The organism is Emticicia sp. BO119 (assembly GCF_013912375.1).
Classification (GTDB): Bacteria; Bacteroidota; Bacteroidia; order Cytophagales; family Spirosomataceae; genus Emticicia.
The window spans coordinates 1-26,523 of the sequence record NZ_JACETV010000007.1; the positions used below are offsets into that span (position 1 = coordinate 1).

23 protein-coding genes are annotated in these 26,523 nt (G+C 38.6%); 10 read left to right on the plus strand and 13 right to left on the minus strand.

What is annotated here, in order from left to right; translation table 11 throughout:
• The coding region (locus H1R81_RS20420) for a 3-coathanger stack domain-containing protein (RefSeq protein WP_409013566.1) at positions 1-3,379 on the plus strand (3,379 nt) is incomplete at its 5' end.
• Between the two features lie 258 nt (positions 3,380-3,637).
• On the opposite strand, the gene nuoH is transcribed toward H1R81_RS20420, so the two are convergent.
• Together nuoH and asnS are read right to left on the minus strand one after the other, a co-directional pair.
• Positions 3,638-4,723, minus strand: a complete 1,086-nt coding sequence (gene nuoH, locus H1R81_RS20425; protein ID WP_181842604.1) for an NADH-quinone oxidoreductase subunit NuoH — start codon at positions 4,721-4,723, stop codon at positions 3,638-3,640.
• Between the two features lie 13 nt (positions 4,724-4,736).
• A complete protein-coding gene (gene asnS / locus H1R81_RS20430; RefSeq protein WP_181842605.1) occupies positions 4,737-6,167 on the minus strand; it encodes an asparagine--tRNA ligase in 1,431 nt (476 codons plus the stop codon).
• 166 nt (positions 6,168-6,333) lie between these two features.
• Between asnS and H1R81_RS20435 the strand changes: the two genes are divergently transcribed.
• Positions 6,334-6,735 (plus strand): hypothetical protein, encoded by a 402-nt coding sequence (locus H1R81_RS20435; RefSeq protein ID WP_181842606.1) that lies wholly within the window; start codon positions 6,334-6,336, stop codon positions 6,733-6,735.
• A gap of 212 nt (positions 6,736-6,947) precedes the next feature.
• Here H1R81_RS20435 and H1R81_RS20440 read toward each other — a convergent pair whose 3' ends face one another.
• Positions 6,948-7,112 carry an Arc family DNA-binding protein gene (locus H1R81_RS20440; RefSeq protein WP_181842607.1) on the minus strand — a complete coding sequence of 55 codons (165 nt, stop codon included), beginning with the start codon at positions 7,110-7,112 and terminating at the stop codon, positions 6,948-6,950.
• Positions 7,112-7,963 (minus strand): SPFH domain-containing protein, encoded by an 852-nt coding sequence (locus H1R81_RS20445; RefSeq protein WP_181842608.1) that lies wholly within the window; start codon positions 7,961-7,963, stop codon positions 7,112-7,114. The genes H1R81_RS20440 and H1R81_RS20445 overlap by 1 nt, the downstream gene beginning before the upstream one ends.
• Positions 7,964-8,138: 175 nt before the next feature.
• Between H1R81_RS20445 and lysS the strand changes: the two genes are divergently transcribed.
• On the plus strand, positions 8,139-9,851 hold the full coding sequence (lysS, locus tag H1R81_RS20450; RefSeq protein WP_181842609.1) for a lysine--tRNA ligase: 1,713 nt from the start codon (positions 8,139-8,141) through the stop codon (positions 9,849-9,851).
• 128 nt (positions 9,852-9,979) lie between these two features.
• Positions 9,980-11,614 carry a hypothetical protein gene (locus tag H1R81_RS20455; RefSeq protein WP_181842610.1) on the plus strand — a complete coding sequence of 545 codons (1,635 nt, stop codon included), beginning with the start codon at positions 9,980-9,982 and terminating at the stop codon, positions 11,612-11,614.
• Positions 11,615-11,674: 60 nt separating this feature from the next.
• Here H1R81_RS20455 and H1R81_RS20460 read toward each other — a convergent pair whose 3' ends face one another.
• Positions 11,675-14,098 (minus strand): endonuclease MutS2, encoded by a 2,424-nt coding sequence (locus H1R81_RS20460; protein WP_181842611.1) that lies wholly within the window; start codon positions 14,096-14,098, stop codon positions 11,675-11,677.
• Between the two features lie 165 nt (positions 14,099-14,263).
• Between H1R81_RS20460 and H1R81_RS20465 the strand changes: the two genes are divergently transcribed.
• From H1R81_RS20465 to H1R81_RS20475, 3 genes are all read left to right on the plus strand, one after another.
• Positions 14,264-14,770: a PAS domain-containing protein gene (locus H1R81_RS20465; protein ID WP_181842612.1), complete on the plus strand. Its 507-nt coding sequence runs from the start codon at positions 14,264-14,266 to the stop codon at positions 14,768-14,770.
• Position 14,771: 1 nt separating this feature from the next.
• Complete coding sequence (locus H1R81_RS20470; protein WP_181842613.1) at positions 14,772-14,996, plus strand: cysteine-rich CWC family protein; 225 nt, start codon at positions 14,772-14,774, stop codon at positions 14,994-14,996.
• A gap of 260 nt (positions 14,997-15,256) precedes the next feature.
• Complete coding sequence (locus H1R81_RS20475; protein WP_181842614.1) at positions 15,257-15,949, plus strand: hypothetical protein; 693 nt, start codon at positions 15,257-15,259, stop codon at positions 15,947-15,949.
• Positions 15,950-15,952: 3 nt separating this feature from the next.
• Here the strand turns inward: H1R81_RS20475 and H1R81_RS20480 are convergent, their stop codons facing one another.
• Positions 15,953-16,150, minus strand: coding sequence for a hypothetical protein (locus H1R81_RS20480; RefSeq protein ID WP_181842615.1), 198 nt, complete (start codon positions 16,148-16,150; stop codon positions 15,953-15,955).
• Between the two features lie 74 nt (positions 16,151-16,224).
• Between H1R81_RS20480 and H1R81_RS20485 the strand changes: the two genes are divergently transcribed.
• Positions 16,225-16,923 (plus strand): hypothetical protein, encoded by a 699-nt coding sequence (locus H1R81_RS20485; protein ID WP_181842616.1) that lies wholly within the window; start codon positions 16,225-16,227, stop codon positions 16,921-16,923.
• Here the strand turns inward: H1R81_RS20485 and gltX are convergent.
• The 4 genes from gltX to H1R81_RS20505 form a co-directional block, all read right to left on the minus strand.
• Positions 16,915-18,420, minus strand: a complete 1,506-nt coding sequence (gene gltX / locus H1R81_RS20490) for a glutamate--tRNA ligase (RefSeq protein WP_181842617.1) — start codon at positions 18,418-18,420, stop codon at positions 16,915-16,917. The genes H1R81_RS20485 and gltX overlap by 9 nt on opposite strands.
• Positions 18,421-18,561: 141 nt before the next feature.
• A complete protein-coding gene (locus tag H1R81_RS20495; RefSeq protein WP_181842618.1) occupies positions 18,562-19,077 on the minus strand; it encodes a DUF2480 family protein in 516 nt (171 codons plus the stop codon).
• A gap of 81 nt (positions 19,078-19,158) precedes the next feature.
• Positions 19,159-20,088: a hypothetical protein gene (locus H1R81_RS20500; protein ID WP_181842619.1), complete on the minus strand. Its 930-nt coding sequence runs from the start codon at positions 20,086-20,088 to the stop codon at positions 19,159-19,161.
• Position 20,089: 1 nt separating this feature from the next.
• Positions 20,090-20,422 (minus strand): nucleotide pyrophosphohydrolase, encoded by a 333-nt coding sequence (locus tag H1R81_RS20505; RefSeq protein ID WP_181842620.1) that lies wholly within the window; start codon positions 20,420-20,422, stop codon positions 20,090-20,092.
• Between the two features lie 284 nt (positions 20,423-20,706).
• Between H1R81_RS20505 and H1R81_RS20510 the strand changes: the two genes are divergently transcribed.
• On the plus strand, positions 20,707-21,750 hold the full coding sequence (locus H1R81_RS20510) for a M28 family peptidase (protein ID WP_181842621.1): 1,044 nt from the start codon (positions 20,707-20,709) through the stop codon (positions 21,748-21,750).
• A gap of 45 nt (positions 21,751-21,795) precedes the next feature.
• On the opposite strand, the gene H1R81_RS20515 is transcribed toward H1R81_RS20510, so the two are convergent.
• The 3 genes from H1R81_RS20515 to ribD form a co-directional block, all read right to left on the minus strand.
• Positions 21,796-23,463: a S41 family peptidase gene (locus H1R81_RS20515; RefSeq protein WP_181842622.1), complete on the minus strand. Its 1,668-nt coding sequence runs from the start codon at positions 23,461-23,463 to the stop codon at positions 21,796-21,798.
• A gap of 170 nt (positions 23,464-23,633) precedes the next feature.
• Complete coding sequence (gene proC, locus H1R81_RS20520; RefSeq protein WP_181842623.1) at positions 23,634-24,434, minus strand: pyrroline-5-carboxylate reductase; 801 nt, start codon at positions 24,432-24,434, stop codon at positions 23,634-23,636.
• A gap of 87 nt (positions 24,435-24,521) precedes the next feature.
• On the minus strand, positions 24,522-25,553 hold the full coding sequence (gene ribD, locus H1R81_RS20525; protein WP_181842624.1) for a bifunctional diaminohydroxyphosphoribosylaminopyrimidine deaminase/5-amino-6-(5-phosphoribosylamino)uracil reductase RibD: 1,032 nt from the start codon (positions 25,551-25,553) through the stop codon (positions 24,522-24,524).
• A gap of 47 nt (positions 25,554-25,600) precedes the next feature.
• Here ribD and prmC point away from each other — a divergent pair, with 47 nt between their 5' ends.
• The gene (prmC, locus tag H1R81_RS20530) at positions 25,601-26,497 is read left to right on the plus strand and encodes a peptide chain release factor N(5)-glutamine methyltransferase (RefSeq protein WP_229251186.1); all 897 of its coding nucleotides are present in this window, start codon (positions 25,601-25,603) and stop codon (positions 26,495-26,497) included.
• Positions 26,498-26,523: the final 26 nt, after the last annotated feature.

Sequence of the window (26,523 nt, forward strand, 5' to 3'; positions counted from 1 at the left end):
CGGGGTTGTGGTAGATAGCAATACGGTAACAGGCTTTCGTCACTTGAATTCATCAGAAAGTAAGGGCTACGGTATAGTGGTTGAGGGAACCAACCATACAGTAAAGAGAAACACCGTTGGTAACAACGATTTCGGTATTCAGGAGCAGGGAGGTTTGCACCCGAATGCAGGATATGTGGCAGATAATGCAGGAGATGCAGACCAGTCTGATACCAAGTCATTGAATTATTTCGGTCGTGGTAACTCTCCGGTGGCTTGTGGTAATACTTTCACTAATAATACCTTTAATGCCAATCTTGTTACCAATATGAACACCGTAGTAGGTAGCAATTCGTTTGCTTTGGTAGTAAATAAACGTAACCGTGAAACTTTCTGTTCGATCCAGGCGGCTGTTGATGATTCTAATACCATGGACGGCGATACAATTGTAGTAAGTGCCGGAACCTATATAGAAAATATCACAGTATCTAAATCTTTAGCACTGAAAGGGCCAAATGCTGAGATTAACCCAAACACAGGCACGCGTGTCAGTGAGGCTATTATCAGACCAGCCACAAAGCAGACATCTTTGGAAGGTAGTACCTCTGGAACAATTATAAGAGTAGGCGGAATCGGGCATATAGACGTTTCAATCAAAGGGTTTAAATTAGATGGAAATAACCCTGTTTTATCAGGTGGGCGTATGTTGAATGGTGTTAATGTTCATACAGGTGCCGGTATTGTAAACAGTATTGGTTCTTTTGACACAAATCCAGGCGGTGCAAATGCAACTATGGTTATTCAGAATAACATCATTCAGAACGTTGAAAGGTATGGAGTATTGGCAGATGGTACTTCACCAGCCGTAGCTATTGCAGGTACAAATGTTAGTTATAATAAATTTGACAATATTCCTTCGGGCGATAATTTCGGAGGTGGGCGTGGCAGAGCTGCGGCTTTTGAGGAAAACCACTATGGAACTTTTGCTTATAATGTTGTAACCCGAGCAAACGTAGGCTGGCAGGATGATAATTACTATTTATCATCACCAGGAGCAGGGACAATAGTTGAGCATAATGATATCCGTACGTATCGCAGAGGTATTTTTCATAACCTTCAATATCAGAATGCCACAGCAGCAAGAATTGCTCATAATACCATTACCAAAGAAACATCAGGTGATTTTGCTGCGCATACTGACAATTTTGGGGTAGAATTGGCTTCTATTCAAAGTACAGTAAGTGTTGCCGCAGACAGCAACGATGTAAACGGTATGAAATATGGTATTCTACTATGGAACCTGCCGTCCACCGGAACAGTAAAGGTAACAGGCGGTACATTGACAGGTAACCAGTATGGTATTTTTGCCACAAGTAATGATCCGCAATTTGCGGCAGGAAGTGCAAGTAATAGTACAATCAGTAGAGTAAACGTAGTAAACTCAATAACAGCTGGTATAACGATTGATAATGCTTCAAATTTTGCAGCAACCTCTTTAGTTCTAACAGACAGTACTATCATCTCAGGAGGACCAAAGGGTTTGGTCTTAACCGGAGCAAACACAACAATTGCAGGAGGTACATTAAACAATACAACTTTTACTGGTCAAACCGGAAATTATGTTGAATTGATTAACAGTACAGGAGATATGGATGGAGGAAATGCTGTTTTCGGAACGAAAAAAGCCTTAGCCATGACTCAGGTTGAAAGAGTTGCTTTAGAGGCAAAACTCTTGCATAAACCTGATAACTCGTCTTTAGGTAAGATTTGTTTGCCAAGTATGGCAACTTTTGCAATCAAGTCGGGTTCTCCTTCTACGTATTGTAATGGTGGCAGTACTATTCTGGTTGCGACTATCATTAGTGCAACCGGGCCGTCTACTTTGATTTATACAGATGGAACAACCCAGACAACCGTTAATAATTATATAAGTGGTGCTGATATTACTGTAAGCCCGACTACCACTAAAAAATACTCGATTGTGTCAATCAGTGATGCTAATGGTTGTTCTACAACAACAGGATTTACGGATACCTTAACTGTAACTGTAAACCCGATACCGACGAAACCTACAATAACACCAATGGCAATTGCAATTTGTCAGGGAAGCTCGACCACCTTAACTGCCTCTGCATGCCCCGGAGGAACTTTGAGCTGGACTGGTGGATTGACAGGCACGAGTATTATTGTAAGTACTACTTCGAGTTATAAGGTAGCCTGTACTCAACTGGATTGCACAAGCGACTCAAGCGATGTAGCAACAGTTACAGTAAATCCTATTCCGGTAAAACCTACAATTACTCCGGCAAGTGTGTCCATATGTGTGGGTTCATCTACTACTCTGACAGCTTCGGCTTGTGGCGGCGGTACTCTGAATTGGACAGGTGGTTTAACAGGCACAAGCATTACTGTAAATCCTGCGGAAACCAAAGGCTATAAAGTAACCTGTACTCAACTGGACTGTACGAGCGATTCAAGTGATGTAGTAACTATTACAGTAAATCCTATTCCTGTTAAACCAGTTATTACGACAACATTTGCCAATATATGTGCAGGAGGAAGCGTAACTTTGACTGTTTTAAGTTGTGGCGGAGGAACAGTAAAATGGACAGGTGGTCTGTCAGGTACATCTATTACAGTTTCACCTGAAATCACGAAATCTTACAAAGCAGCATGTACGCAATTAAACTGTACAAGTGATTCCAGCGATGTTCAGGTTGTTACGGTAAAACCAACGCCAACGGCACCAGATATTACAGCTGATAATAGTACTATCTGTAACGGGCAGTCGGTAATCCTGACAGGAAGTTGTGCTACCGGTACTTTTGCATGGGTTGTGACAGGGACAGCAGGGGTAATTTCTGATGGGCCTGCCAATAACAGAATAATTACTGCTCCGGGTACTTACACGGCTACTTGTACAGAGAATGGTTGTGTGAGTACAACAGGAAGTATAACTATCACAAGCGGTAGTTGCAGATTCTTAACCATCAGCCCATCTAATCCGGGTGTTTGCCCTGGCAAAAGCATTACTTTAACAACATCGGGTTGTAATGGCGGCAATATTACCTGGGCAGGGGGTGCAACCGGAGCAGGTACAAGTATTACAGTTTCGCCAAATGTAACTACTACTTACCTGGCTATGTGTTCGTCAGGTGGCTCGGCAAATGTAACTGTCAATGTTGCTGAGAATAATGTGGCTGTAAGCAATAATGTATCTACCGGAGTAGCACTTGTAAAAGCTGCTCAGACGATAACCTCAAATAAAAAAGTGGGTAATCCGGCATTCACTCCTATGCCTAACGTAACTTATCAGGCAGGTAAGTCAATTGTTTTAGATCCGGGTTTTGTAGTAGAAACAGGAACAGTGTTTAAAGCAGAGATACAGGGGTGTAATTAATAAACAATGGGTTTTGTAAAAATAGCCGACTCGCAAGGTCGGCTATTTTTTGTATATATCTGAAGTTTTAATTTCTACGTGGTTATAGAATAAGTCAAGATAACATAATAAAGACTTTATCTACTATTTAGATTTCTTATGAAGCAGTTAGTTTATGAGTTTTTATCTAAAGCGATTCTAATAAGCTTGAAGAAATAGGTAAAAATCACAATTACAATTATTGACGATTTAAAAAATCAAGATATATAAAAAATACATTCAAACCATCAACAATCGCCAGATTCCTGAAATCAATAGAAGAATTAAACAGAAAGGCGTAAGAATTTTCCAGGATAGATGCATCAATTGGTCAACACGTAAACGTGGAAGTGTCCAGCGAAGCCACATCTGTATGAAGATAAGGATATAAGATTTTGACAATAACCAGAATGCTCCCCAAAGGTTACCCGACCATTCGCCAACGGATCCACTTGTCCAATCGGCTAATGCCACAGGCCCAATATTCGGGAAAGGAGTATTCCAACCTCCCAGAAATAAAATTACACCCAGGATTGATACCAGAAGCATCATGGCATATTCTGACAGCATCATTACTGCCCATCTAAAACCGGAATATTCGGTATGAAAACCCGCAATCAATTCAGATTCAGCTTCAGGCAAGTCAAAAGGTGCACGGTTACTCTCGGCAAGTGAAGCAATGAAATAAATGACAAAGACAATCAGTAAAAATGGATTTCTAAAAATATTCCATGTCAGAAAACCACCAACCTCACCTACTTCTACACCTAATGCTTTAATGCCAAACAGATAATTTTTATCATCCCAGAAAATGCCTTGCTGAAAACTGATTTCCTGTAAATCTAAGGTTTGGGTAATCAGAATCACACAAAGTACGGATAAGCCCAAAGGCACTTCATAAGAAATAATCTGCGCTACCGAACGCATAGCTCCCAATAAAGAGTATTTATTATTTGATGCCCATCCGGCCATCAGAATGGCTAAAATATCTAAAGAAACAATAGCTAATAAGAGGAAGACGCCCGTTTGCGTAGCCGAACCGGATAAACCTGACGAAAGTGGGAAAACTGCAAAGCCTGCAAAAATTACCATGAATAGCATGATGGGTGCAAACTTGAACAGGTTACGGTCGGCATTGGCAGGGGTGATGTCTTCTTTCTGAATCAGCTTCAACAAATCGGCAATTAACTGCAAAAGTCCCCAATGACCTACTTCCATTGGGCCGAGACGGTCTTGTATAAAAGCAGAAACCTTACGCTCGAGATAAACCCCGACCACCACATTGGCAAAAGCAATAGCAAGAAATATAGCGAGCGTAAGGATCATTTGTTTCGATTAATTAAAATTCAGCACTCTTAGGTGTTCTTGGGAAAGGAATTACATCACGGATGTTCGTCATACCTGTCACAAACAATACCAGACGCTCAAAACCTAAACCAAAACCTGCGTGTGGCGCAGAGCCAAATTTACGGGTTTCAAGATACCACCAGATGTTTTCAGGGTCAATGCCCACTTCTTTCACACGGGTCAATAATTTTTCGTAATCATCTTCACGTTGTGAACCACCGATGATTTCACCAATTCCCGGGAATAACACATCCATTGCTCTTACAGTCTTGCCATCGGCATCCTGTTTCATATAGAACGCCTTTATCTCACGCGGATAATTAGTCAGAATCACAGGTTTTTTGAAGTGTTTTTCTACTAAATAACGCTCATGTTCAGACTGCAAGTCGATACCCCATTCAACAGGATACTGGAATTTCTTTTCCTTATGCGGTTTTGATTTCAACAGAATCTCAATTGCCTCTGTATAAGTCAACCTTTCAAATTGGTTATCTACTACAAAGCGTAGTTTTTCCAGTAAAGCCATTTCACTGCGCTCATTCTGCGGTTTGTTTTTCTCTTCGTCTAACAAACGTTTTTCCAGGAATGCTAAATCATCCGCACAGTTTTCTAAAGCATATTTGATGACATATTGCACGAAATCCTCTGCCAGAGCCATATTATCTTCTAACTCGTAGAAAGCTACTTCCGGCTCTATCATCCAGAACTCAGCTAAGTGCCGGGTCGTATTTGAATTTTCAGCACGGAAAGTTGGGCCGAAAGTATAGATTTTCGATAAGGCTAATGCGCCTAACTCTCCTTCTAACTGTCCTGATACGGTCAAGCTTGTTTCACGGCCAAAGAAATCTTCTTTGTAATCAATATCTCCGGTTTCTGTCTTCGGTGGATTTTTGATGTCAAAAGTTGTCACATGAAACATCTCACCTGCGCCTTCAGCATCAGATGCCGTAATGATAGGTGTGTGCAGATAAAAGAAACCTTTATCGTTGAAATATTTATTAATCGCAAATGCTAAATTATGACGGATACGGAAAATAGCACCGAATGTATTTGTACGGAAACGCAAGTGTGCCTTTTCACGCAAAAACTCCATTGAGTGGCGTTTCGGTTGCATCGGGAAAGTCTCATCAGCTGTACCATAAACCTCAATTTTCTCAGCTTTCACCTCAACTGCTTGTCCCGACCCTTGCGAAGCAATCAATTTACCTGTTACAGCCACACATGCGCCAGTAGTAACCAGTTTTAAAGTCTCTTCATTAATATTATTATTACCTTCTACTACTGCCTGAATATTATGAATAGTTGAGCCGTCGTTAATTGCAATGAATGTTACGGCTGCCTGGCCTCGTTTGGTACGTACCCAGCCTTTTACTGTTACCTCCTGTTCTGCAGGTGTCTGTGTAAGAATTTCCTTGATTTGCATAAAAAATAAAAACTAATAATGAGCCGCAAAAATAGCTAATTTTCGCTATTGATTCGTGCCTTTATCAGAAAAATAGTCAATTTGATTATATCAATATTAATCAAATTGACTATTTTAGTTTTATTAATTGGAAAAAGAGAAGATGACTTATAAGATTTCTTAAAAGATGGTAAGAAATAAAATACCAGAATGTTTTGTTTATGAAATAATAGATGGAAAGCCTATTTATTATAGTGGCTATAAAGATGCTATCAAGTATAACTTGAATGTCGAAGCGATAAAGGGTAGTAGCACACTTCAATCGGGATTGGTTGTTTTTATCCTGGCTACTATTTATCCTTCCTATGACACTAAGAAGTATCGCATTCTTACTAACAAACTAAGTATGCAATTAGATAGTAAAAATATTTTGTCGGGAGATATTGTAATTTTTTATAAACAAGAATTGACGGCAGATAAAATTAATAATCAATATCCTGATGTACCACCTAAATATGTGATTGAAATAGACACCAATGCAGATTTAGGTGAAAGCAGTTTTATAGAGTATCTGACTCGCAAAACCTAAAAGCTTTTTGAATTTGGTGTAGAGAAAGTTTTCTGGGTAATTACCTCAACTCAACAGGTAATAGTCACTTCACCGAAAGAGGATTGGCTGATTAAAAATTGGAATAAGGATATAGAACTCTTCGATGGCATTACAATGAATATTGGCAAATATATAGACGAAGAAGGCATAAAAATATAATCACAGGAGGCGTTTTCCGCGCCTCCTGTTTTTTACTCTTCACTTTTCTTGCTCTTTTTTCTTTTTTTCAGAGCATCAGTTAATATAAACTCAATCTGCCCGTTCAGGCTTCGAAACTCTTCGGCTGACCACTTTTCAAGTTCTTTCAGCACTTCGGGGCTGATTCTTAATACGAATGGTTTTTTTTCACTTGCCATTAGTTATAGAGGGTTCCTGTATTTACCACAGGGCTTACAGATTTTTCACCACACAAAACTACCAATAAATTACTTACCATGGCAGCTTTGCGCTCTTCGTCCAGATCAACAATTTCTTTTTCTGATAAACGTGCTAACGCCATTTCAACCATACCTACCGCACCTTCAACAATCTGTTTACGTGCAGCCACTACTGCGGTAGCCTGTTGGCGTTGTAACATGGCTCCTGCAATTTCGGGTGCATAAGATAAGTGGCTGATACGCGCTTCTATTACTTCTACGCCTGCCTGAGCAATGCGTTCATTCAGTTCTTTTTCCAGCATTTCATTGATTTTACCTGAGCCATCTCTCAAGGTAATACTGGCATGTTCGTCTTCGATAGTATCATAGGCATAAGAGCTTGCTAAGTGACGCACAGCCGCTTCTGACTGAATATCCACAAATTTTTGATAGTCATCTACCTCAAAAATGGCTTTGGCAGTTTCGCTTACTTTCCAGACTACTACGGCCGCAATTTCAATAGGGTTACCTAATTTATCATTTACTTTTAGCTTTTGTCCGTTCAGGTTTCTGGCGCGAAGACTGATTTTTCTACGGCGGTACAGCGGGTTTACCCAACGCAAGCCATTTTGTTTCATAGTGCCTACATAATCACCAAAAAATGTGGTAACTCTCGCTTCATTCGGGTTAATGACTGTCAATCCGATAATGATGAAAAAGCCAGCTAAACTAATAATAACCGACAGTATAGGAATATAAGTGAGGATAGTAAAAAAAGGTACTATCAATAAAATTAACCCGGCTACAAGCATAATATAACCTGAGGGTGATTGTAATTCTTTTTCTTTCATCTGGTTTAGATATTTTGATATTAAAATGATATTACAAAGATATTAATATATATAAAATTGTCAATAGAGAAAATGATGGATGAAACTTTTTGCAGATGAGTGGTAATAATTAATAATCGACATTTTTTTCTACCTTTGCACTTCAGATTTATATTGTAAATTAAAAGATAAAACGATGGTTCTTAGCGAACAAGAAATTTTACGCCGTCAGAAAAGACAAGATTTAATGGCAATGGGAATCGACCCATATCCTGCCGAATTATTTGAGGTGAATGTAACATGCGCCGACATTGAGAAGAATTACGAGAACAATAAGTTAGATTATAAGAATGTATCCATTGCCGGACGCCTGATGAACTTCCGTATTATGGGAAGTGCGTCTTTTGCCGAGCTACAAGATTCAACAGGTAGAATCCAGCTTTATTTCCGTCGTGATGATTTATGTCCGGGCGAAGACAAGACCTTATATAATACGGTTTTCAAGAAACTATTAGATATTGGAGATATTATTGGTGTAAAAGGCTTTGTGTTCACTACCCAAACCAACGAAATATCAATACACGTAACAGAATTTAAAATTCTGAACAAATCTCTACGCCCCCTTCCGGTAGTAAAAGAAGTAGATGGTAAAGTATTTGACGCGTTTTCAGACCCTGAGCAACGTTATCGCCAACGCTATGTGGATTTAATTGTGAATCCGCATGTCAAAGAGATTTTCATTAAAAGGGCCAGAATTATCTCTACCATGCGTCAGATGTTCGACGAAAGAGGTTGGTTAGAGGTGGAGACGCCCATCTTACAGCCTATTCATGGCGGTGCAGCGGCTCGTCCGTTCAAAACACATCATAATACGTTGGATATGCCTTTGTATATGCGTATTGCCAATGAATTATATCTGAAAAGACTGATTGTAGGTGGATTTGATGGGGTATATGAATTTGGTAAAATGTTCCGCAACGAGGGTATGGACAGAACCCATAACCCGGAATTTACCTCTTTAGAATTCTACGTAGCCTACAAAGACTACGAGTGGATGATGAGCATTACCGAAGAGATATTTGAGAAAGTAGCTTTGGCTGTACACGGTACCACGAAATTCAAATCAGGAGAACACGAACTGGATTTTGCAGGGCCGTTTGCACGTTTAAGCATTCTGGAAGCAATCGAAAAATATACAGGCGTAAATGTAGGCGCATTGACTGAAGAAGAAACACGCCAGCATTGCCGCCAGTGGGGCATGGAGGTAGATGATACAATGGGCAAAGCTAAATTGATTGACGAGATTTTTGGTGAAAAAGTGGAGGATAATTTAATCCAACCGACTTTTATTATTGACTATCCGGTTGAGATGTCACCATTAACCAAAAAACACCGCAGCAAAGCAGATTTAGTTGAACGTTTTGAATTGTTTGTGAATGGTAAAGAGGTGGCTAATGCTTACTCAGAACTGAATGACCCAATCGACCAACGCGAGCGTTTTGAAGAACAATTGAAACTATCTGAACGTGGCGATGAAGAAGCAATGGCGATGGACGAAGACTTTATCCGTTCACTTGAATATGGTATGCCCCCAACCGCAGGTATAGGTATTGGTATTGACCGTTTGACGATGATGCTGACCGACAACGCCAGCATTCAGGAAGTATTATTCTTTCCGCAGATGCGCCCTGAGAAAAAACAGGAATTATCGACAGATGCTGATTACGAAGCGATTGGCGTACCAACGGTCTGGATTCCGGCACTGCAAAAAATGGGTTTTGTAATGGTTGAGCAGCTAAAAGGTGCAAACCCTAACAAAATTTTCAATGATTTGGGTGGTGTAAGAAAGAAACTGAAAATTGAAGAGAAGATGCCAACGCTTGATGAGGTGAAGGCATGGGTTGGGTAAATTCTAATATATTATACAATTCAACAGTCAAAAGCAGCATTCCAGCCGATAATGCTGCTTTTTTTATTGGGCGGTTGTAGGTCAAAGCGCCTATATTCTTAAATTTGCCTGAAAACAATATTTATTCCATGAAAAAATATATTATCTATTGTCTGGTCATACTGCCCATTCTCACACAAGCACAAGGTAACCTGAAAGCATCGCTTGATAAAGTAAAAAGCTATGTAAAAGAAATTAAATTAGAAAAGTCTACGGTTAATCAGCAATTCAGCTATGATAATGCCAATCCTTATGATGTAAAAATCGCCATTACTACCTCCGATTCCAAAGGTAAAAGCACAGAAGAAATCTATGAGTTTAATCTGGGATTGATGGGAGAGGTGAAAAGAAGTGCGTCGAGCAAAGAAATGAAGGTAGAATTGAGTTCTCAGAAAAACCTGAAAGTAATTCGCTACACCAAAGGCGGTGAGATGCAGAATTATGAAAATAAGGTAGAGATTTTAGCTGAAAATGTAGATGATGCCCGTGAGTTAGAGAAAAATCTGAAAGACGCCATTGCAGCCGCTAAAACAGCCTGGGAAGCCTCTGTTAAATTACCAAAAGATGATTTAGCACCCTTGCAAACCTGGCTTGAGCAACATATTAAGGAGGTATCATCAGATAAACAAACGGTTAAACAAAGCCTGAAAAAATCAGGTGCTTATAAGGACCGTGCGGTGCTGACAAGTGAAGAAAACGACGGTAAGAAAACTACAGAATTGCAATCTGATTTTAGCTGGGGAGATTTTAATGAAAATGGTGCTGAACTGAAAATCAGTGGTAAAGAAGTGACAGTCAGTGTTAAATCGAAGAATGATTATGTAAGAACACAACAAGGTAGCGTGATGAAAGGCTACGACGATGAGGTAAAATTTGCGGCAGCGAACCCAACCGAAGGAACTATCTTGCAAATGGCTATTCAGAAAATTATACCTTTAGCTAAGAAAGAATTACAGAATAGAGTACCTAAAGTAGCTACCAAAGAAGAGGGTTTTAAGATTCTGAAAGACCGATTGAAAGATGTGAAAGTGAATGAATCGGGCTATAGACAAAAAATTGAACTTGCGTGTATGACAACCTATAACCTGAAATCGGAAGTAAAAGGCAAGACAGTTGAAGAGACTTTTAAGTTTAACTTCGGCGATTTAACTGATTTCAAATTATCAGTTTCAAAAGAAGTAATCAGAATTGCCTCAAAAGTACAGGATAGCAAAAAGTTTATTCAGGTTACCAAAGATGGCGCTTTGCAGAATTATGATAACAGCGTAGAATTTATAGCAGGAGATATTGAAGACGCCCGCTACCAGATGGAGGCTCTACCTGCTATTGCCAAAGGTTGTAAAGGAAATGTTGCGGCAGGGGATTTCACTTGGTTAGCAGGCAAAGTGAAATCGATAGAAAATCCTAAGCAAGAGTTAGTTTTACAAGACGGTGATAAATGCAAATGGAAATTAACCTCTACAGCTTCAGACTCTAAAAAGACGGTTGAGACTGTTCTGGAATTTAATCTCTACGATATTGACCCTAATAAAATAGAAGTAGATGTATCAGGTAAAACAGTGGGTATTATGGGTAACACCATCAATAAAGAGAAGTTTATTAAACAAACTAAAGATGGAAAACCTACCTTTGCCAGCGAAGTCAATCTTGTCGTAAATACCATTGAAGATGCACAAAAAGGAGTAGCTACTTTCAAAGCTCTGGTGGGAGGTTGTAAGAAGTAATTTTGAAACTGGAATGGAAATAAACAAAAATGGTAGTGGTTTTGCCACTACCATTTTTGTTTATTTCATTCTCACAATCGTCACCCCCTGCCCACCTCGGTCGGCATGTTCGTCTGCCATGCCTGCTACCTGTTTGTAGGAGCGCAGATGTTGCCGAATCAGGGTTCTTAAAATGCCATCGCCTTTGCCATGAATGATTCTTAATTCTGGATAGCCTAACATAATGGCATCATTCATCAGGTTATCAACTGCTCCTAAGGCTTCTTCGCCGCGTTTGCCTCTCAAATCAAGATTGAAACTGAAATTCATCATCTTTTCATTGAGGTCAATACCTGTCATTTTAGGTTTGATACTTTCTTTGACAGCCTCTCTGAACTCCTTACGGCTCATCTTCTCCAGACGATTGAGTTTTACATTGGTTTTCAACTCGCCAATGGCAATTTCGGCATCTTTGCCTTTCATCGATAGTACTTCACCAATAGTCGCTTGCCCTTTTATTCTCACAAAACTACCTATAGTAATCACTCCATTTTCCAATTCCCATTCTTCCGACGCAGGCTTTTGCTCTTCTACTTTTTCAAGTTTCAGTTCTTTTGTTTCAAACTCCTGCAATTCCTGGCGAATCAATTTAGTAAGGTCTTTATCAGCTTTGCCCTCTTTTATGTCTTTAATGGTGGTTTCTATTTTACGATTGGTCTCTTTCAGCAATTCTTTTGCCTGCGCCTTGGCATCGTTCAGAATCTTCTTCTTTTCTGCTTCCAGAAAACTTTTTAAGCCAGTATATTGCTCTAAGGTGTTTTTCAGTTGTTGATTCTTCTGTATAAACTCTTTGTTTCTGTCGGCAAAGACTTTTCTTTCAATCTCTAATTCTTTAATCAGTTTCTCGAAATCAATCTGCTGCGTACCCAATTTGCGTTTGGCATTATCTACCACCTGCTTTGGCAAGCCAATTTTCTGGGCTACTTCTAAAGCAAAAGAACTACCCGGTTTGCCAATCTCCAACTCATACATTGGTTCTAAATGCTCGGCATCAAACTTCATAGCCCCATTGATAGTCCCGCTATTTTTATTGGCAAATACTTTCAGGTTGGTGTAGTGGGTATTAATAACACCATAAGCCTTGGCGCGCAATAATTGCTCTAAAATAGACTCGGCAATAGCACCACCTAAACTTGGCTCGGTACCTGTACCAAACTCATCAATCAGAAACAAAGTGAATTTATTAGAGAAATTGACAAAGTGCTTCATGTTCGTCAGGTGCGAACTATAGGTACTCAGGTCATTTTCGATACTCTGTTCATCACCAATATCAATGAAGATATTCTTGAATATACCTACCTTAGAATCAGGCGAGGCAGGGACTAATAGCCCACATTGTGCCATGTATTGGACTAAACCAATAGTTTTAAGCATCACTGATTTACCTCCGGCATTCGGCCCTGAAACCAGTACAATTCTATTTTCTTGGTCAAGCTTAACACTAAGCGGTATAATAGGCTTGTTTTGTTTCTGATGTGCCAGATACAACAAAGGGTGCGTAGCTCTATACCATTCCAGGGCCTGGTTCTCAACCAATAGGGGAGCAGTCGCATTGATAGATAAGGCAAATTTAGCTTTGGCTTTAATGAAATCAACCAAGCCTAAAAACAAATAAGCCTTGCGTAGTGCCGGAACGTGCGGACGTAGAAAGGCTGTCAGTTTCTCTAAAATCTTCACAATTTCCCGACGTTCACGGGCCTCCAGTTCTCTTATTTCGTTGTTGGCTTCCAATACTTCGGCAGGCTCAACAAAGGCCATCTGGCCTGTGGCTGACTCATCATGCACAAAGCCTTTCAGCTTGCGTTTATGTTCTGACAAAATCGGAATCACCATTCTTCCATCACGAATGGTTAATGACATATCGTCTCCAATCCAGCCGCTATTACGGGCAGTTCGGAGAATACGTTCAAGGGTTTTTCTTAAATCGCTCTGTTCGGCTATGAGTCTCCGACGAATGTCGGCTAATTCGGGCGATGCAGAATCTCTTACTTTGCCTCTTTCGTCTATGATTTTATCTATCTGTGAGATAACCCCACTCCAACCATCATTGGCTGAAACAGGCAACGAATTGGCGGTAAGTGTTTTTAACTCAGGGTATATCATTTCTTCTTTCGTTTTAAAGAAATGGATAATCTGCTGAATGGTGCGAAGCGAAAGCTTGATTTCGAAAAACTGTTCTTCGCCTATAAATGCGCCTTCAATTGAAGCACGTGCAAGTGACTCGCTTACATCTATATAATTTTGCTCCGGGAAACCCGACTCAGTTTGCAGAATCAATTTAAACTCCGCTACCTGACGGATTAACCGGTCAATTATTTTATAGTCATCAGAAAAACGTATTTTTTCAACAAAAGCTCTTCCAAGCGAACTCACACATTGCTCGGCAATGAGTTCACGAATTTTATCAAACCCTATTTTTTGTTCTATGTTTTGCGGGTAAAGCATGATTTTTATTTGAAAACGGGTGCAAATTTACTAAAATTTCCTGTCTTTTTCTAAATCAGATAATAGATAGACTGATGGTTTCTGGAATAACAAGTAGTATAAATCCTGAATTTTTTAAAACAATTCTATTAAACAAATTGTAGAGAATAAAAAACATAAAAAACTATGTTAAACATACCTGCTTTTGCTTATCAGGAAGAAAAAGAAAGACCTGTTACAGCTCCGCTACTATGTTGGGATATTGCCAATCCTTTATTAGAGAAACGTATCCATATACAGAATGACATTCAGCAAATAGATAGATTGGCTCATAGGTATGACTGGCAATCTGATATTGACTTTAAGTCATTGTTAATAGAAAGTTATTCTGTTGTTGTCACTAACCTTTCGCAGGAAATTGTATGGGTAAGCCAAAGTTTTCAGTCTATGACAGGTTATGATGCAACCGAAACTACAGGCAAAAGCCCTGCATTTTTACAAGGCGAAAAAACCAATCTTCAGACAAAACAATTTATCAGAGAAAAATTAGTTAAATTAGAGAATATTGAGGCCAGAATTTTAAACTATCGCAAGAACGGAGAATCATACTGGTGTAGTATCAGGATTTTTCCGATTCAGAACAGTCAAAGCAAAGTGACGCATTATATTGCAATAGAAAAAGAGGTAAATTAATATGTCGGAACAAAAATTTCCCTGTTCTTTACAGGCTTGCCCACGTTGCCATGAATTATTTAAATGCGGGGCAGCCAACATTGGTGTTTGCCAATGCAATACTATTTCTCTAAGTAAAGAGCAACTCACTTTTATCAATCAGCAATATGATACCTGCTTGTGTATCAATTGTTTACAGGTCTTGCAATATGACTATGAGCAACAAACTGCTCTTATTATCAAATAATTTATTGTTCTGATTTTCTACTTTTATTAAAAGCAAAACAGCGTTTTAATTTTTACTAAGTATATCTACTTATTTTTCTATTGAGAATTGCTCTTTTTTATAATTTCCCTTTCTTTTCTGCTACAATTTTATCAAATTTGGAAAGATTTCAATTCTTGAAAAGAATAAGTCTTTAAAAAATTAACCTTAACTAACCACGGACGATATTGGGGGATTCCTCTAATGAACCATCTCAATATTTGCTTACTTAATCATCTACCATGATAAAGATTGCCGTAATTATTTTACTGCTGATTATTGAATTAACTGTATTTTATAAAATAGATTCAGCGCTGGCTTACCCGCTAAGAGGTCTCATACATTTGTTTATGGCCTATTGGTATTATTCAGAAAGAAAAGAAGAGCTTAATCTGACAGACAAACTGTTTCTTATATCCTGTGTTATTCCTGCCATTACACCTATTCCTATTTATATTTTCGGCTTTACCTGGGGTACGGTTTTAGAAGCAGTATTGCTTTTGGTAAGCTATCAGTTGCTTATCAGAATTTATAGTTTAGAGGGTGCAAAAATTAATTTCAGAAGTAATCTGAATACTTCACTTAAAGTATTAATTGCATACGTTGTTTTTCCACTTACCTATTTTTTTCTGGTGGTTTCTCCAGTTGCAAAGCCAGATGTATTAGTAATCAGTTTTATTTATCTGGTTCAGATAATGTACATGGCGGTCTTATCAGCTTTTTTACCTTTTCCTGAAAAGAGTAAACTGTATATATCTTTAGGGATGTTTTTTATTCTGTTTGCCAGTGGCGCAAGTGTTCATCGTGTATATGTAGCCTCTTATGAATTCGATTACGGCATCGTAAGGATAGCTGCCAATCTTGGCCGCATTCTGATAATTATTGGCTTATTAAACCGTATAAAGAAAGAAGAATTCCTGCCTAAATTAGTATAACCGCTATTTTTCGTTATCTTTTTTACGATTACGAAGTTTTTTGTCATCCACAGTATTATTTAAAAAACTATTGATTTTATCGATTTCAAAACTCATCTGGATTTCACCGAAAGAGTTTATCTTAATATCAAAGCCATTCAAATCTTTATGAACACGAGGGTTTTCAGCGGAAGATTTATCATCTGATTTCTTTTTTGCCATAGTTTTAGAAATTTAAACAGACTTAAAACTGCTATTTTACTTCTTGTGTAATTAGTTATAAGTTACTACCTATTATGTTGAAAATTTTTATAATTCTGCTATTGAGTATAATTGAGTTAGTACTCTACTATAACTTTAACAAGTTTGTTTCTTACCCTGCCAGGGTATTAATCTATGCTTACCTTGCCAACTGGTATTATCAGGAAAGAAAACATGGCGCTATAATTAATAAGGCAGATAAACTTTTTATCTGGGCCTGTTTTATACTGATAATTTCTCCGCTTCCGGTCTATATCAATAATTCTATCACAGGCAAGGTAATAGAATTTGCATTATTAATGGTTAGTCAACAATTAATTATTACAATATTTTTACAAGAAGGAGCAAAATTTGACTTCTCTAATCAGAAAAAGACATTTCGTAAAATATTAGTTCCCTATATTATTATTCCGATTTTATTTTTCTTTTTTGTTGCACTTCCTACCAGACAATGGATTCCTGTTACTCTTTTTGCATTTTATCTGCTACAAATGATGTACGTAAGCACTTTATCTGCGTATGCGCCTTTTTCTGAAAAAAGCCAATTTTATATTTCGTTGTCTATGGGCTTATTGATACTTTCAAGCGGAGCTAATTTTTTAAGGCATTCGGTATCACCTTATGAATACGATTTTGCCGTTGTTCGTATTACTTCTGTAGCTTATCGTGTGTTTCTGCTTATAGCCCTTCTGCATAGAGAAACACACGAAGAGGAGTCTCCTTACTTAAGATAAAACAACTGTTGCATTTTCGATTCTTTTAATAACTTCTGTTTTGCCTAAAATTTCTAAAGTAAGCATCAGGTCCGGGCCTTTCCCTACTCCTGTAATAGATAAGCGGAATGCCTGCATCACTTTACCAGGTTTTAATCCTGCTGATTCAAGCGCAGGGAAGATAGTATCATGGATATTCTGTGCTACAAATTCCTCATCATTTATACCCTGAATGGCTTCTTTAATAGCACCCATGGCCTTGCGGGCATCGTCGTTCCATTTGCTTTTTACAATTTCTTCGTCATAAGAAGCAGGGGCTTCAAAGATGAACGGTACTTCGGTTACAATCTCTTGCGGGAAAGTAACACGGTCTTTCATCAGACGAACCAGTTTAGGAGCAAAATGAGCAGGTGTACCTGCCGGAAGCTCAATTATTGACGCTAATTCTTCTTCTGTTTTTGCTTTCAGATAGTGTTGGTTGAACCACTTGGCTTTATCAACCATAAAACGAGCACCAGCCTTGTGTATTTTATCTAAACTGAAAGACTCAACCAGTTCGCTCATAGAGAAAATTTCCTGCTCTGTACCGGGATTCCATCCTAAAAAAGCAAGAAAATTTACTAATGCTTCCGGGAAATACCCATCTTCGCGAAACCCTCTTGCTTGTTCACCCGTAAAAGGGTCAGTCCATTTCAGGGGAAACACAGGGAAATTGCCCAGTAAACCATCGCGTTTGCTTAATTTGCCATTACCTTCCGGTTTTAATAATAGGGGTAAATGTGCAAATTCCGGGGCTTTCCAGCCAAATGCTCTGTACAGCAAAATATGTAAAGGTGCTGATGGTAACCATTCTTCGCCACGAATCACGTGTGTAATGCCCATCAGGTGGTCGTCAACAATATTAGCCAGGTGATAGGTAGGCATACCGTCTGACTTCAATAATACTTTATCATCAATCGTTGATGAATGTACTACCACCCAGTCACGGATAATGTCTTTGAAACGGATTTCTTCTTTCAAGGGTACTTTCAGGCGTATTACGTGCGGGTCTCCGTTGGCAATTCTTGCTTCTACTTCTTCTTTTGATAGCGTAAGCGAGTTTTTCATCTGCATTCTCGTAACTGCATTATAAGACGGATTGTCAATTTTTGCATCTTCCAGACGTTTACGCATATCTTCCAGTTCTTCGGCAGTATCAAAAGCAAAATATGCTTTACCATCTTGTATGAGTTGGTCAGCATATCTGCGATAGATTTCTTTTCTTTCTGACTGACGGTAAGAAGATTCAGGGCCTCCTACGCCTTGTCCTTCATCTATTTTGATTCCAATCCAGTTTAAGGCTTCCAAAATATACTCTTCTGCTCCGGGTACAAAGCGATTCTGGTCAGTATCTTCAATGCGAAGTAACATCTTTCCGCCCATTTTCTGAGCAAACAAATAATTATATAAAGCCGTACGAACCCCACCTATATGAAGCGGGCCGGTTGGACTCGGAGCAAATCTTACACGAACAGACATAATTGTTAAGGACGATTTTCTAAATCGTCAAAATCTAAAATACAAGTCTTTAAGACCCTTGGTGAAAACGGGGCGCAATTTAAGAAAAAATAGAAGGTGAATTTGCTAATTTTAAAAGATTAGCAAATCCTTTATGTAATTTTATATCTTTGGCCTCTTATACAAAGGAACTGTACTACAAGGTTCGCCAAACATAATACTTTGGGCATAAGGTTTTAAGCGACGGGTGATTTCGACATAGGCAGAGGTTGGTACTGTTACTTTACTGCAACCCTTTACTACAACTTTCGCCCCTGTGTATTCTTTAAAATCAATCTGGTCAATAGCATCATCATAGAGTTTGGTTTCTAAGTCATCAAGAGTACCAAACACTACCATATTGGCATATGGCTCCAAATGTATGGCTAAAAGCATATAAGCCCATGTCGGAATAATTGTCTCTTCTGTGCAGGTAATGGCAACGTTTTTATCAGTATAATAAGTCCAGTCATTTGCTTTAAGAAACTCGCGAAAATCTTTTTCACGCAGAATCAAGCCCATATAAAGATTATCTTTTATGTCATATAGGAGTCGGTCACCTTTATGATAAAAATCTTCTAAGTCAAGCGTAACCAAGCCACTTTTGCTTACCCGGTTTATGATTAGTTCTTCTTCCATTTATTTTAAATAAAAAAGTACCATTATCAGCCAGATTGCTTCTAATGGCACAAGAGTTTGCTTGATAGCATAACACTTTCTTTACTCAGAAAGTTTGTTTTCTGTATCGCCTGTGGCCTCATTTGGTTCAGATACTGTAATAACAGGTGACTGAGCAATAGGAACGGGTTTTAAAGTAAGGTATTCAAATGTGCCGCTGAACATCCAGATTTTCATAAAGACCCTTCCGAAAACAAAAGCCTGCTGCACAATAAACATAATAAAAATCCTGAATGCTGTATTCATGCCGATTGCTGATTCGAGAAACAGATATACCAGAACTAATATTACAGCTACTACCAGAATAGCCCAATATATACGCATGGTTTTAAAATTATGAAAAATATAGTTGGTGGCTTTCCAGAATCCAAGCCAGACATTCAGAGAGAGGTTTTTAAACAAAATTACCTTGGCATAATTGCCGATATTGAGCACTACTGTGAATAAAAAGCCTGAAAGCAACAAAGATGGTGTAAGCCAGGCCATTTGAACCGGCTCGGTGCTGTTTTCGGAAGCTATCAGTGAAACACCTAAAAAGATAAAAGATACAATACAGACAGCTAAGAGTGCAATAAGTTCAATCAGAAAAACCAATAGGAATTTACCGAAATATCTTGTTGAATTTTTAAGAAACTCATTAATTCTGAATGTGCCTCTTGAAGCAAACTGGGAAAGAATACCACCGGCAAAAAAGATATTAAGCATTAAATAAATAAGAGATAAAACAAAACCTAAAAGCCAGAAACGGGGCAGGGTTTTTCCGTGTTTGCTTAAGAAATCTATGATAACGGTCAGGTCAAAGCCATTAACCAGTTTATTAAATTCTAAAGAACCTTCAGCTTCTGACTGTAATACATTGTAAAGAGGAGCAGCTAAAAGTAAACCAAGAGATATATTAACAATAAAAACTGTCAGAACCATTTTCCAGTTTCGGGCAGTTCGGTTAAAAGCTTGGGAGAGTATCGTAAACATATTACATATTGGTTAGTTTTTCGTTGTTTTGATGACGCAATTTATCTCTTTTAGTTTTCTTTTCAAGGTTTTTGCGAAGTGCCTCTGTCAAATCTATATTAGTCTGATTAGCCAGACATATCAGTACGAATAATACATCAGCCATTTCATCACCTAAATCCTTATCTTTATCTGATTCTTTTTCTGATTGTTCGCCGTATCTGCGAGCCATAATGCGAGCCACTTCACCTACCTCTTCCATCAGCATAGCCATATTGGTAAGTTCATTAAAGTATCTCACGCCAATGGTTTTAATCCAGTTATCTACTTCTGATTGTGCTTCTGCAATAGTCATCTCTGAAATAAATTTGAGGTGCAAAACTAAGCAAAAAAAAAACTTCCCGAAATACATTCTACGCCACAACGTTAATTTATAGGTAAATCAGGTAATAATACCTTGTGTGTAGTCATAAATAACTTATAGTCAGCGCCTTATAAAGGTATTTTTGAGGCCGGTATAAGACAAATTAATTTTCTTTTAATAGCTGAATTTAAATTGAATACATTTGTGGGTAATTGATGTTTGCATCTTTTTTCGATTCATACACAAGATTTTTATTTTAACATTTAATGAATACAATGAACGTGTTTAAAAAACAGACAATTCAAGATAGACAATTCTTTTATAAGAGTATAGTAATTTTATTATTATCGTTTATAACCGTTGTTTCTTGTAAACAGAAACCAAGCTCTACTGAAAACGAAACAGAGCAAATAAAATTAGCAAGTGCACCTGCTTTTAATGCTGATTCGGCTTATACTTTTATTGAGAAACAGGTGAAATTTGGCCCTCGTGTGCCTAATACTTCTGCCCATGTGAAAGGCGGTGACTGGATGGTGCAGAAACTAAAAGAATATGGTTTTGAAGTAACAGAACAGCATTTCAAGCCTACGACTTTTGACGGAAAAGTATTGAATGCGCGTAACATTATAGGAAGTTATAACCCAACAGCAAACAAACGCATTTTATTAGCAGCACATTGGGATTCACGCCCATTTGCTGATAAAGATTCGTTGAAAAAGGAACAGGCAATTGATGCTGCCAACGACGGTGCAAGTGGAGTAGGCATATTGTTAGAGGTAGCCCGTACGATTCGTATTAATCAGCAAAAACTAAATATTGGTGTAGATATTATCTTCTTCGATGCAGAAGACTGGGGAGAAAAAGACGATATGCAGCCATCGCAGGAAAAAGTTTACTGGTGTTTGGGTTCTCAATACTGGGCGAGCAATCTGCATAAACCTAATTATTCAGCCTATTTTGGTATTTTGTTAGATATGGTAGGAGCGCAAGGGGCTACTTTTCCGAAAGAGGCGCAGTCTGTTCAGTTTGCCGGAAATATTACTAATCAGATATGGGATATTGCCGAGCGTTTGGGCTACAGCCAGTATTTTATTAAGCAGGAAGGTGGGGGCATTACCGACGACCATGTATTCGTGAATACGGTAGCCAGAATTCCGATGGTAGATATTCTGCATCAGGAGGTAAATAGCAACCGTACTTTTGGCGCTTACCATCATACTCATGGCGATAATATGAGCATTATTGATAAGAATACTCTCAAAGCCGTTGGGCAGACTGTAGTTCAGGTATTGTATCAGGAAGATAGCGAAGCATTATAAAATAAAACAGGGAGTTTAATGGCTCCCTATTTTGAAAATATATTCTTACAATCTTTTATCTTTCTCCAATTTTTCTGCTTTTACAAAGCTCTTTAGTGCTGTTTCAATCATCGGGTCGTCCTGGTAAACAATCTGATAAAATTCGTTATTCAGACCATTTTTTACACTACGTTGCCAGATATGGCGGGCTATGGCCGCTTTCAGCTGAGATTTGATAAAATCTTTTGAGTCAGCAAATTCTTGTGGTGAATATTTTACACCTGTGTTTGTTAATACTCTGTTCATATCATTGAGCATCGCATCACTCACAGAAAAGCTTTTCAGATAACTATCAAACGATTGTTTCGATAAGGTTTTACGATTATCGTTGGCATAACTCATGGCATATTCACGAATGATGTTACGGCCATACAATTCCATCAGATATTTGGTAATATGGCTTGTATCACGCGGCACGAAAATATCAGGCGTAACACCACCACCACCATAAACCGTTCTGCCACCCACAGTTTTGAAGCGCATTTTAGGGTTATTTTTAATGCTATCAGCTATGAAATACTCACCTGATTTCCCTCTGTCTTCTAATTCATGCTCATAATTATCCAGATGCCCCTTTACATAGGGTTTCTGAATGCTTCTACCACTCGGGATATAATAACGTGAGATAGTCAGGCGTAATTCTGAACCATCAGAAAGCTGAATCGGTTGTTGCACTAAACCTTTGCCAAAAGTTCTGCGACCAACTATCAAGGCTCGGTCATAATCCTGTAATGACCCAGAAACAATCTCTGAGGCTGATGCACTGCCTTCGTCTACCAGAACTACAATAGCTCCTTTTTCAAACATCCCGTCAATATGTGCATTGGTTTTGCGGTTGTTACGAGTATCTTTTCCGTCGGTATATACAATTACACCTTTACCTGCTACCAGTTCGTCTACTATGTCAGTGGCTCTGTCCATATAGCCACCCGGATTACCCCTTAAATCTAATAGCAATTGTTTCATGCCTTGTTTCTGCAAGTCAACCATATGCTCTTTAAATTCATCGTAAGTAGTCTCGGTGAAGCGGTTTATTTTCAGATAGCCGGTCTTTTTATCTTCCATTAGATAAGCCGCATCAATAGAATATTGAGGTATTTTATCACGGGTAACCGAGAATTTCAATAAATCCTTAAAGCCTTTGCGTTTGATTTCCAGTTTTGCTACTGAGCCGCGTTTACCTCTCAGGTTGGCAAAAATATTTGTGCTGCTTGCTTCTTTCCCCGTCAGGCTATTGTCATTAGCTTTGATGATAGCATCACCGCTTTGGATACCTACGGCCTCTGATGGCCCTCCGGCCAATGGCGTTACTACATATACTGTATCGTTGAATACATTAAACTCAATACCAATGCCATCGAAACCACTTTCCAGTTGAGAGCGGGCCAGTTCGGCATCTTGTGGGGGGAAATAATAGGTATGCGGGTCTAATTTTTCAAGCATTTTGGTGATTGAATAATCGACCAGACTATCAGTATTCACGCTATCGACATAACTTCTGTTGATATAAGTCAGAATTTCCCGAAACTTACTTGAACTACGAGACACATCACCCGCCGGACGACGACCTCCAAAAAATGTTGCACCTATCAGAATACCCAGCGCGAGGGTCGTACCCACAATGATAGGTGTTCGTACAGTAGCTTTACTATTCTGTATTTTGTTTTCTTCCACTTTAAAACCCTTTATTTTATAATTAATGCCTGTTTGTAAGATAAATATACTTATTCTGGCAATAAATTGTTTTAAATCTTACATTAAAATGCGAATTTCCGGTTTAAACGGATTCACACTAATAACAGAAAATATGCTGAATAAATTTTATAGTACTGTTTTTTTAACAATTATTTAGATAATTCCTTGGCTCTTCTCTCGGCAGCCAGAATACCATTGATTAATCCCTCCGGCAATTGGCTTTCTTCAAAGGTGCGCAAAGCCGCTTCGGTTGTACCACCTTTCGATGCTACGGCTTTAATCAAATCATCCAGACTTTTTTCAGCATTATTAATCAGGTGATACGAGCCTAACATGGTTTGTTTTACCAACAGACTTGCCATGCCTTCATCAAAGCCCATCTGCTTACCTGCTTCTATCATATGCTTTACCAGATAGTAGAAATAGGCTGGGCCACTACCACTTAATGCCGTAACGGCATCAATCATGCTTTCGTCTTCTAAATATACCGAGCGTCCGGTGGCATTAATCAGGTTTTCTACTTTGCGTAGTTTATGCGCGTCTACTTCAGGGGAAGCCGTAAAACCGGTAATACCCATGCCCAACATAGCAGGTGTATTCGGCATAGCTCTCACGACTAATTTATGATTAAGCATATCCTGAATTTTGCTCATGGGAATACCCGCCATGATAGATAAAATCACCTGTTGCGGTTGGATAACTGCCGTCAGTTCATCTTTCAAAGAAGCAAAGTCCTGCGGTTTTACCGAGAGGATAATCAGTTCGTAGTCGGCTATCTGAGCGTTAATTGTGCTTACCACCACACCTTCTTTGGCACTTTTGAGTGTTTCGCTGCGCTCCTGGCTTTTTTCTATTAATAACAGGTCTTCTTTTCGTACTAAATCATACTGCAAAAATGAACGGGCAAAGGCCATTCCCATGTTTCCGCAGCCTATAATGGCAATTTTCATGAATCAACAATCTCCTTACCCTTTATCGGAGCATTTTTTGGTGAAAGATAGATTACCTCTATAGGGTAGAAAGGTAATTTTACAAAATTAGCGATGTTTATAAATAATCAACTCATCGCCCATTAAGTTTTGTTTTTCTATTATCTCAACATTTTTAGACATGGTTGGTGCTGCAATGCCTTTATAGAGTTGATTCGGACTACGAAAAATCCTGATTTCATCAAACAAATTGGCTTTGATGAAACTCTGTAAAAGTGTTGTACCGCCTTCTACATAGACAGATTGTATTTTTCGCTGGTGTAACTCCTGTAATACATTCTCAATAAATGATTCACCAAATACTGTTTTGATATAAGTGTTTTTCTCGTCTGTTTTATCAGCTAATTCGTTGAGTATCCAGGTATCCTGTGTATTGTCAAACAAATGCAAGGATTGTGAGAGTTGCATTTGTCTGTCAACTACTATGCGTATCGGGTTTTTAGCGCCCTGCCATTCTCTGGCATTCAGTTTAGGGTTATCGTATCTGGCTGTATTTGTGCCTACCATAATGGCATCTTCTTCACTGCGCCATTTGTGCGCCAGTTTATGAGAGAGGGCATTGCTGATTTTCACAGGCTCATAGTTTTCTCCGGCTATAAAGCCATCGGCTGTTTCTGCCCATTTCAGAATGATATAGGGGTGTTTCTTTTCTATATAGGTAAAGAAACGGGTGTTTAAGATTCTGCCTTTTTCTGCTAATAAGCCTTGTTCTACTTCAATGCCTGCCGCACGTAGTTTAGCAATACCCTTTCCAGCTACTAAGGGGTTTGGGTCATTATTACAAATGATTACTTTTTTTACCTCATGTCTCACCAACAGATCGGCACAGGGAGGGGTTTTACCAAAGTGCGAACAGGGCTCAAGAGTCACATAGACAGTTGATTCTGCTAATTTTGATTGATCTTGTACCGAATTTACGGCATTAACTTCCGCATGCCAACTGCCGTATTTCTGATGCCAACCTTCACCAATGATCTGGTCATTATGCACAATCACACAGCCTACCATTGGGTTAGGGCTTACTTGCCCTCTGCCAATTTCGGCTAATTGTAATGCCCTTAGCATATATTTTTCTTCCATTCTTGATTTCTTGCGTTAATTTTGCGACAAATCACAAAGTTTACATTTTGAAAGAGATACTTACCAGTAAACAACTCTTCGACGAATTGCTGCACCAAATTACGGTGTACGAAACACAGGAAGCAAAAGAAATTGTATTCTGGTTGTTAGAACATGAATTAGGTCTGAAAAAAATAGATATTCTAAGCAACCGACCCATCAATTTTTCAAAAAATATTGACTGGGATTTGATTGTGAAACGACTAAATAATCATGAACCCATTCAGTACATTTTAGGAGAAACAACTTTTTACGGCAGAAGATTTCTGGTTGATGATTCTGTACTGATTCCAAGGCCGGAAACCGAAGAACTGGTAGACTCTATTTGCCGATGGGAGAAAGAAACAGAGCGATTCGGATCTAAAAAAAACGTTTTAGATATTGGTACAGGTAGTGGCTGCATTGCTATTTCTTTAGCAAAAGAATTAAGTAACTCGCAGGTTTGGGCATATGATGTTTCTGAAAAGGCTTTAGCCATAGCTCAAAAAAATGCGGCGCTTAATCAGGCTTTTAATGTGGTTTTTGATAAGGTAGATATACTTCACTACTTATCAGGAGAGGCACAAACTGAGCTTCGTTTTGATATAATCGTGAGTAATCCACCCTACGTAACAAAGCAGGAGGCGGCACAAATGCGAAGCAATGTGTTAAATTTTGAGCCTCATTTAGCACTCTTTGTTGAAGATAATGACCCTTTGATTTTTTATCAGGCTATTGCCCGTTTTGCTTTTCAGAACCTAAAGGAAGATGGCCTGATAGTGGTAGAAATCAATGAAAGTTTAGGCAAAGAAACGGCAGAGGTATTCAAAGCATCAGGTTTTTCAGAAGTAGTTATCATAAAGGATATTCATCAGAAAAATAGATTTGTGAAAGCCGCGTTTAGTAAAAAGATGAAAAAGGAGTAAGGGTTTTTAAGGGATTTTCCTATCTT

What these genes read in the sequence shown, in the direction of transcription:
- H1R81_RS20495 (WP_181842618.1), bottom strand. Translation starts at nt 19,077, where the DNA reads ATGGAAGAAGAACTAATCATAAACCGGGTAAGCAAAAGTGGCTTGGTT.
- H1R81_RS20465 (WP_181842612.1), top strand. Translation starts at nt 14,264, where the DNA reads ATGTTAAACATACCTGCTTTTGCTTATCAGGAAGAAAAAGAAAGACCT.
- gltX (WP_181842617.1), bottom strand. Translation starts at nt 18,420, where the DNA reads ATGTCTGTTCGTGTAAGATTTGCTCCGAGTCCAACCGGCCCGCTTCAT.
- lysS (WP_181842609.1), top strand. Translation starts at nt 8,139, where the DNA reads ATGGTTCTTAGCGAACAAGAAATTTTACGCCGTCAGAAAAGACAAGAT.
- H1R81_RS20510 (WP_181842621.1), top strand. Translation starts at nt 20,707, where the DNA reads ATGAACGTGTTTAAAAAACAGACAATTCAAGATAGACAATTCTTTTAT.
- H1R81_RS20475 (WP_181842614.1), top strand. Translation starts at nt 15,257, where the DNA reads ATGATAAAGATTGCCGTAATTATTTTACTGCTGATTATTGAATTAACT.
- H1R81_RS20460 (WP_181842611.1), bottom strand. Translation starts at nt 14,098, where the DNA reads ATGCTTTACCCGCAAAACATAGAACAAAAAATAGGGTTTGATAAAATT.
- H1R81_RS20505 (WP_181842620.1), bottom strand. Translation starts at nt 20,422, where the DNA reads ATGACTATTGCAGAAGCACAATCAGAAGTAGATAACTGGATTAAAACC.
- ribD (WP_181842624.1), bottom strand. Translation starts at nt 25,553, where the DNA reads ATGGAAGAAAAATATATGCTAAGGGCATTACAATTAGCCGAAATTGGC.
- proC (WP_181842623.1), bottom strand. Translation starts at nt 24,434, where the DNA reads ATGAAAATTGCCATTATAGGCTGCGGAAACATGGGAATGGCCTTTGCC.
- nuoH (WP_181842604.1), bottom strand. Translation starts at nt 4,723, where the DNA reads ATGATCCTTACGCTCGCTATATTTCTTGCTATTGCTTTTGCCAATGTG.
- H1R81_RS20500 (WP_181842619.1), bottom strand. Translation starts at nt 20,088, where the DNA reads ATGTTTACGATACTCTCCCAAGCTTTTAACCGAACTGCCCGAAACTGG.
- asnS (WP_181842605.1), bottom strand. Translation starts at nt 6,167, where the DNA reads ATGCAAATCAAGGAAATTCTTACACAGACACCTGCAGAACAGGAGGTA.
- H1R81_RS20485 (WP_181842616.1), top strand. Translation starts at nt 16,225, where the DNA reads ATGTTGAAAATTTTTATAATTCTGCTATTGAGTATAATTGAGTTAGTA.
- H1R81_RS20440 (WP_181842607.1), bottom strand. Translation starts at nt 7,112, where the DNA reads ATGGCAAGTGAAAAAAAACCATTCGTATTAAGAATCAGCCCCGAAGTG.
- H1R81_RS20455 (WP_181842610.1), top strand. Translation starts at nt 9,980, where the DNA reads ATGAAAAAATATATTATCTATTGTCTGGTCATACTGCCCATTCTCACA.
- H1R81_RS20470 (WP_181842613.1), top strand. Translation starts at nt 14,772, where the DNA reads ATGTCGGAACAAAAATTTCCCTGTTCTTTACAGGCTTGCCCACGTTGC.
- H1R81_RS20445 (WP_181842608.1), bottom strand. Translation starts at nt 7,963, where the DNA reads ATGAAAGAAAAAGAATTACAATCACCCTCAGGTTATATTATGCTTGTA.
- H1R81_RS20435 (WP_181842606.1), top strand. Translation starts at nt 6,334, where the DNA reads ATGGTAAGAAATAAAATACCAGAATGTTTTGTTTATGAAATAATAGAT.
- H1R81_RS20480 (WP_181842615.1), bottom strand. Translation starts at nt 16,150, where the DNA reads ATGGCAAAAAAGAAATCAGATGATAAATCTTCCGCTGAAAACCCTCGT.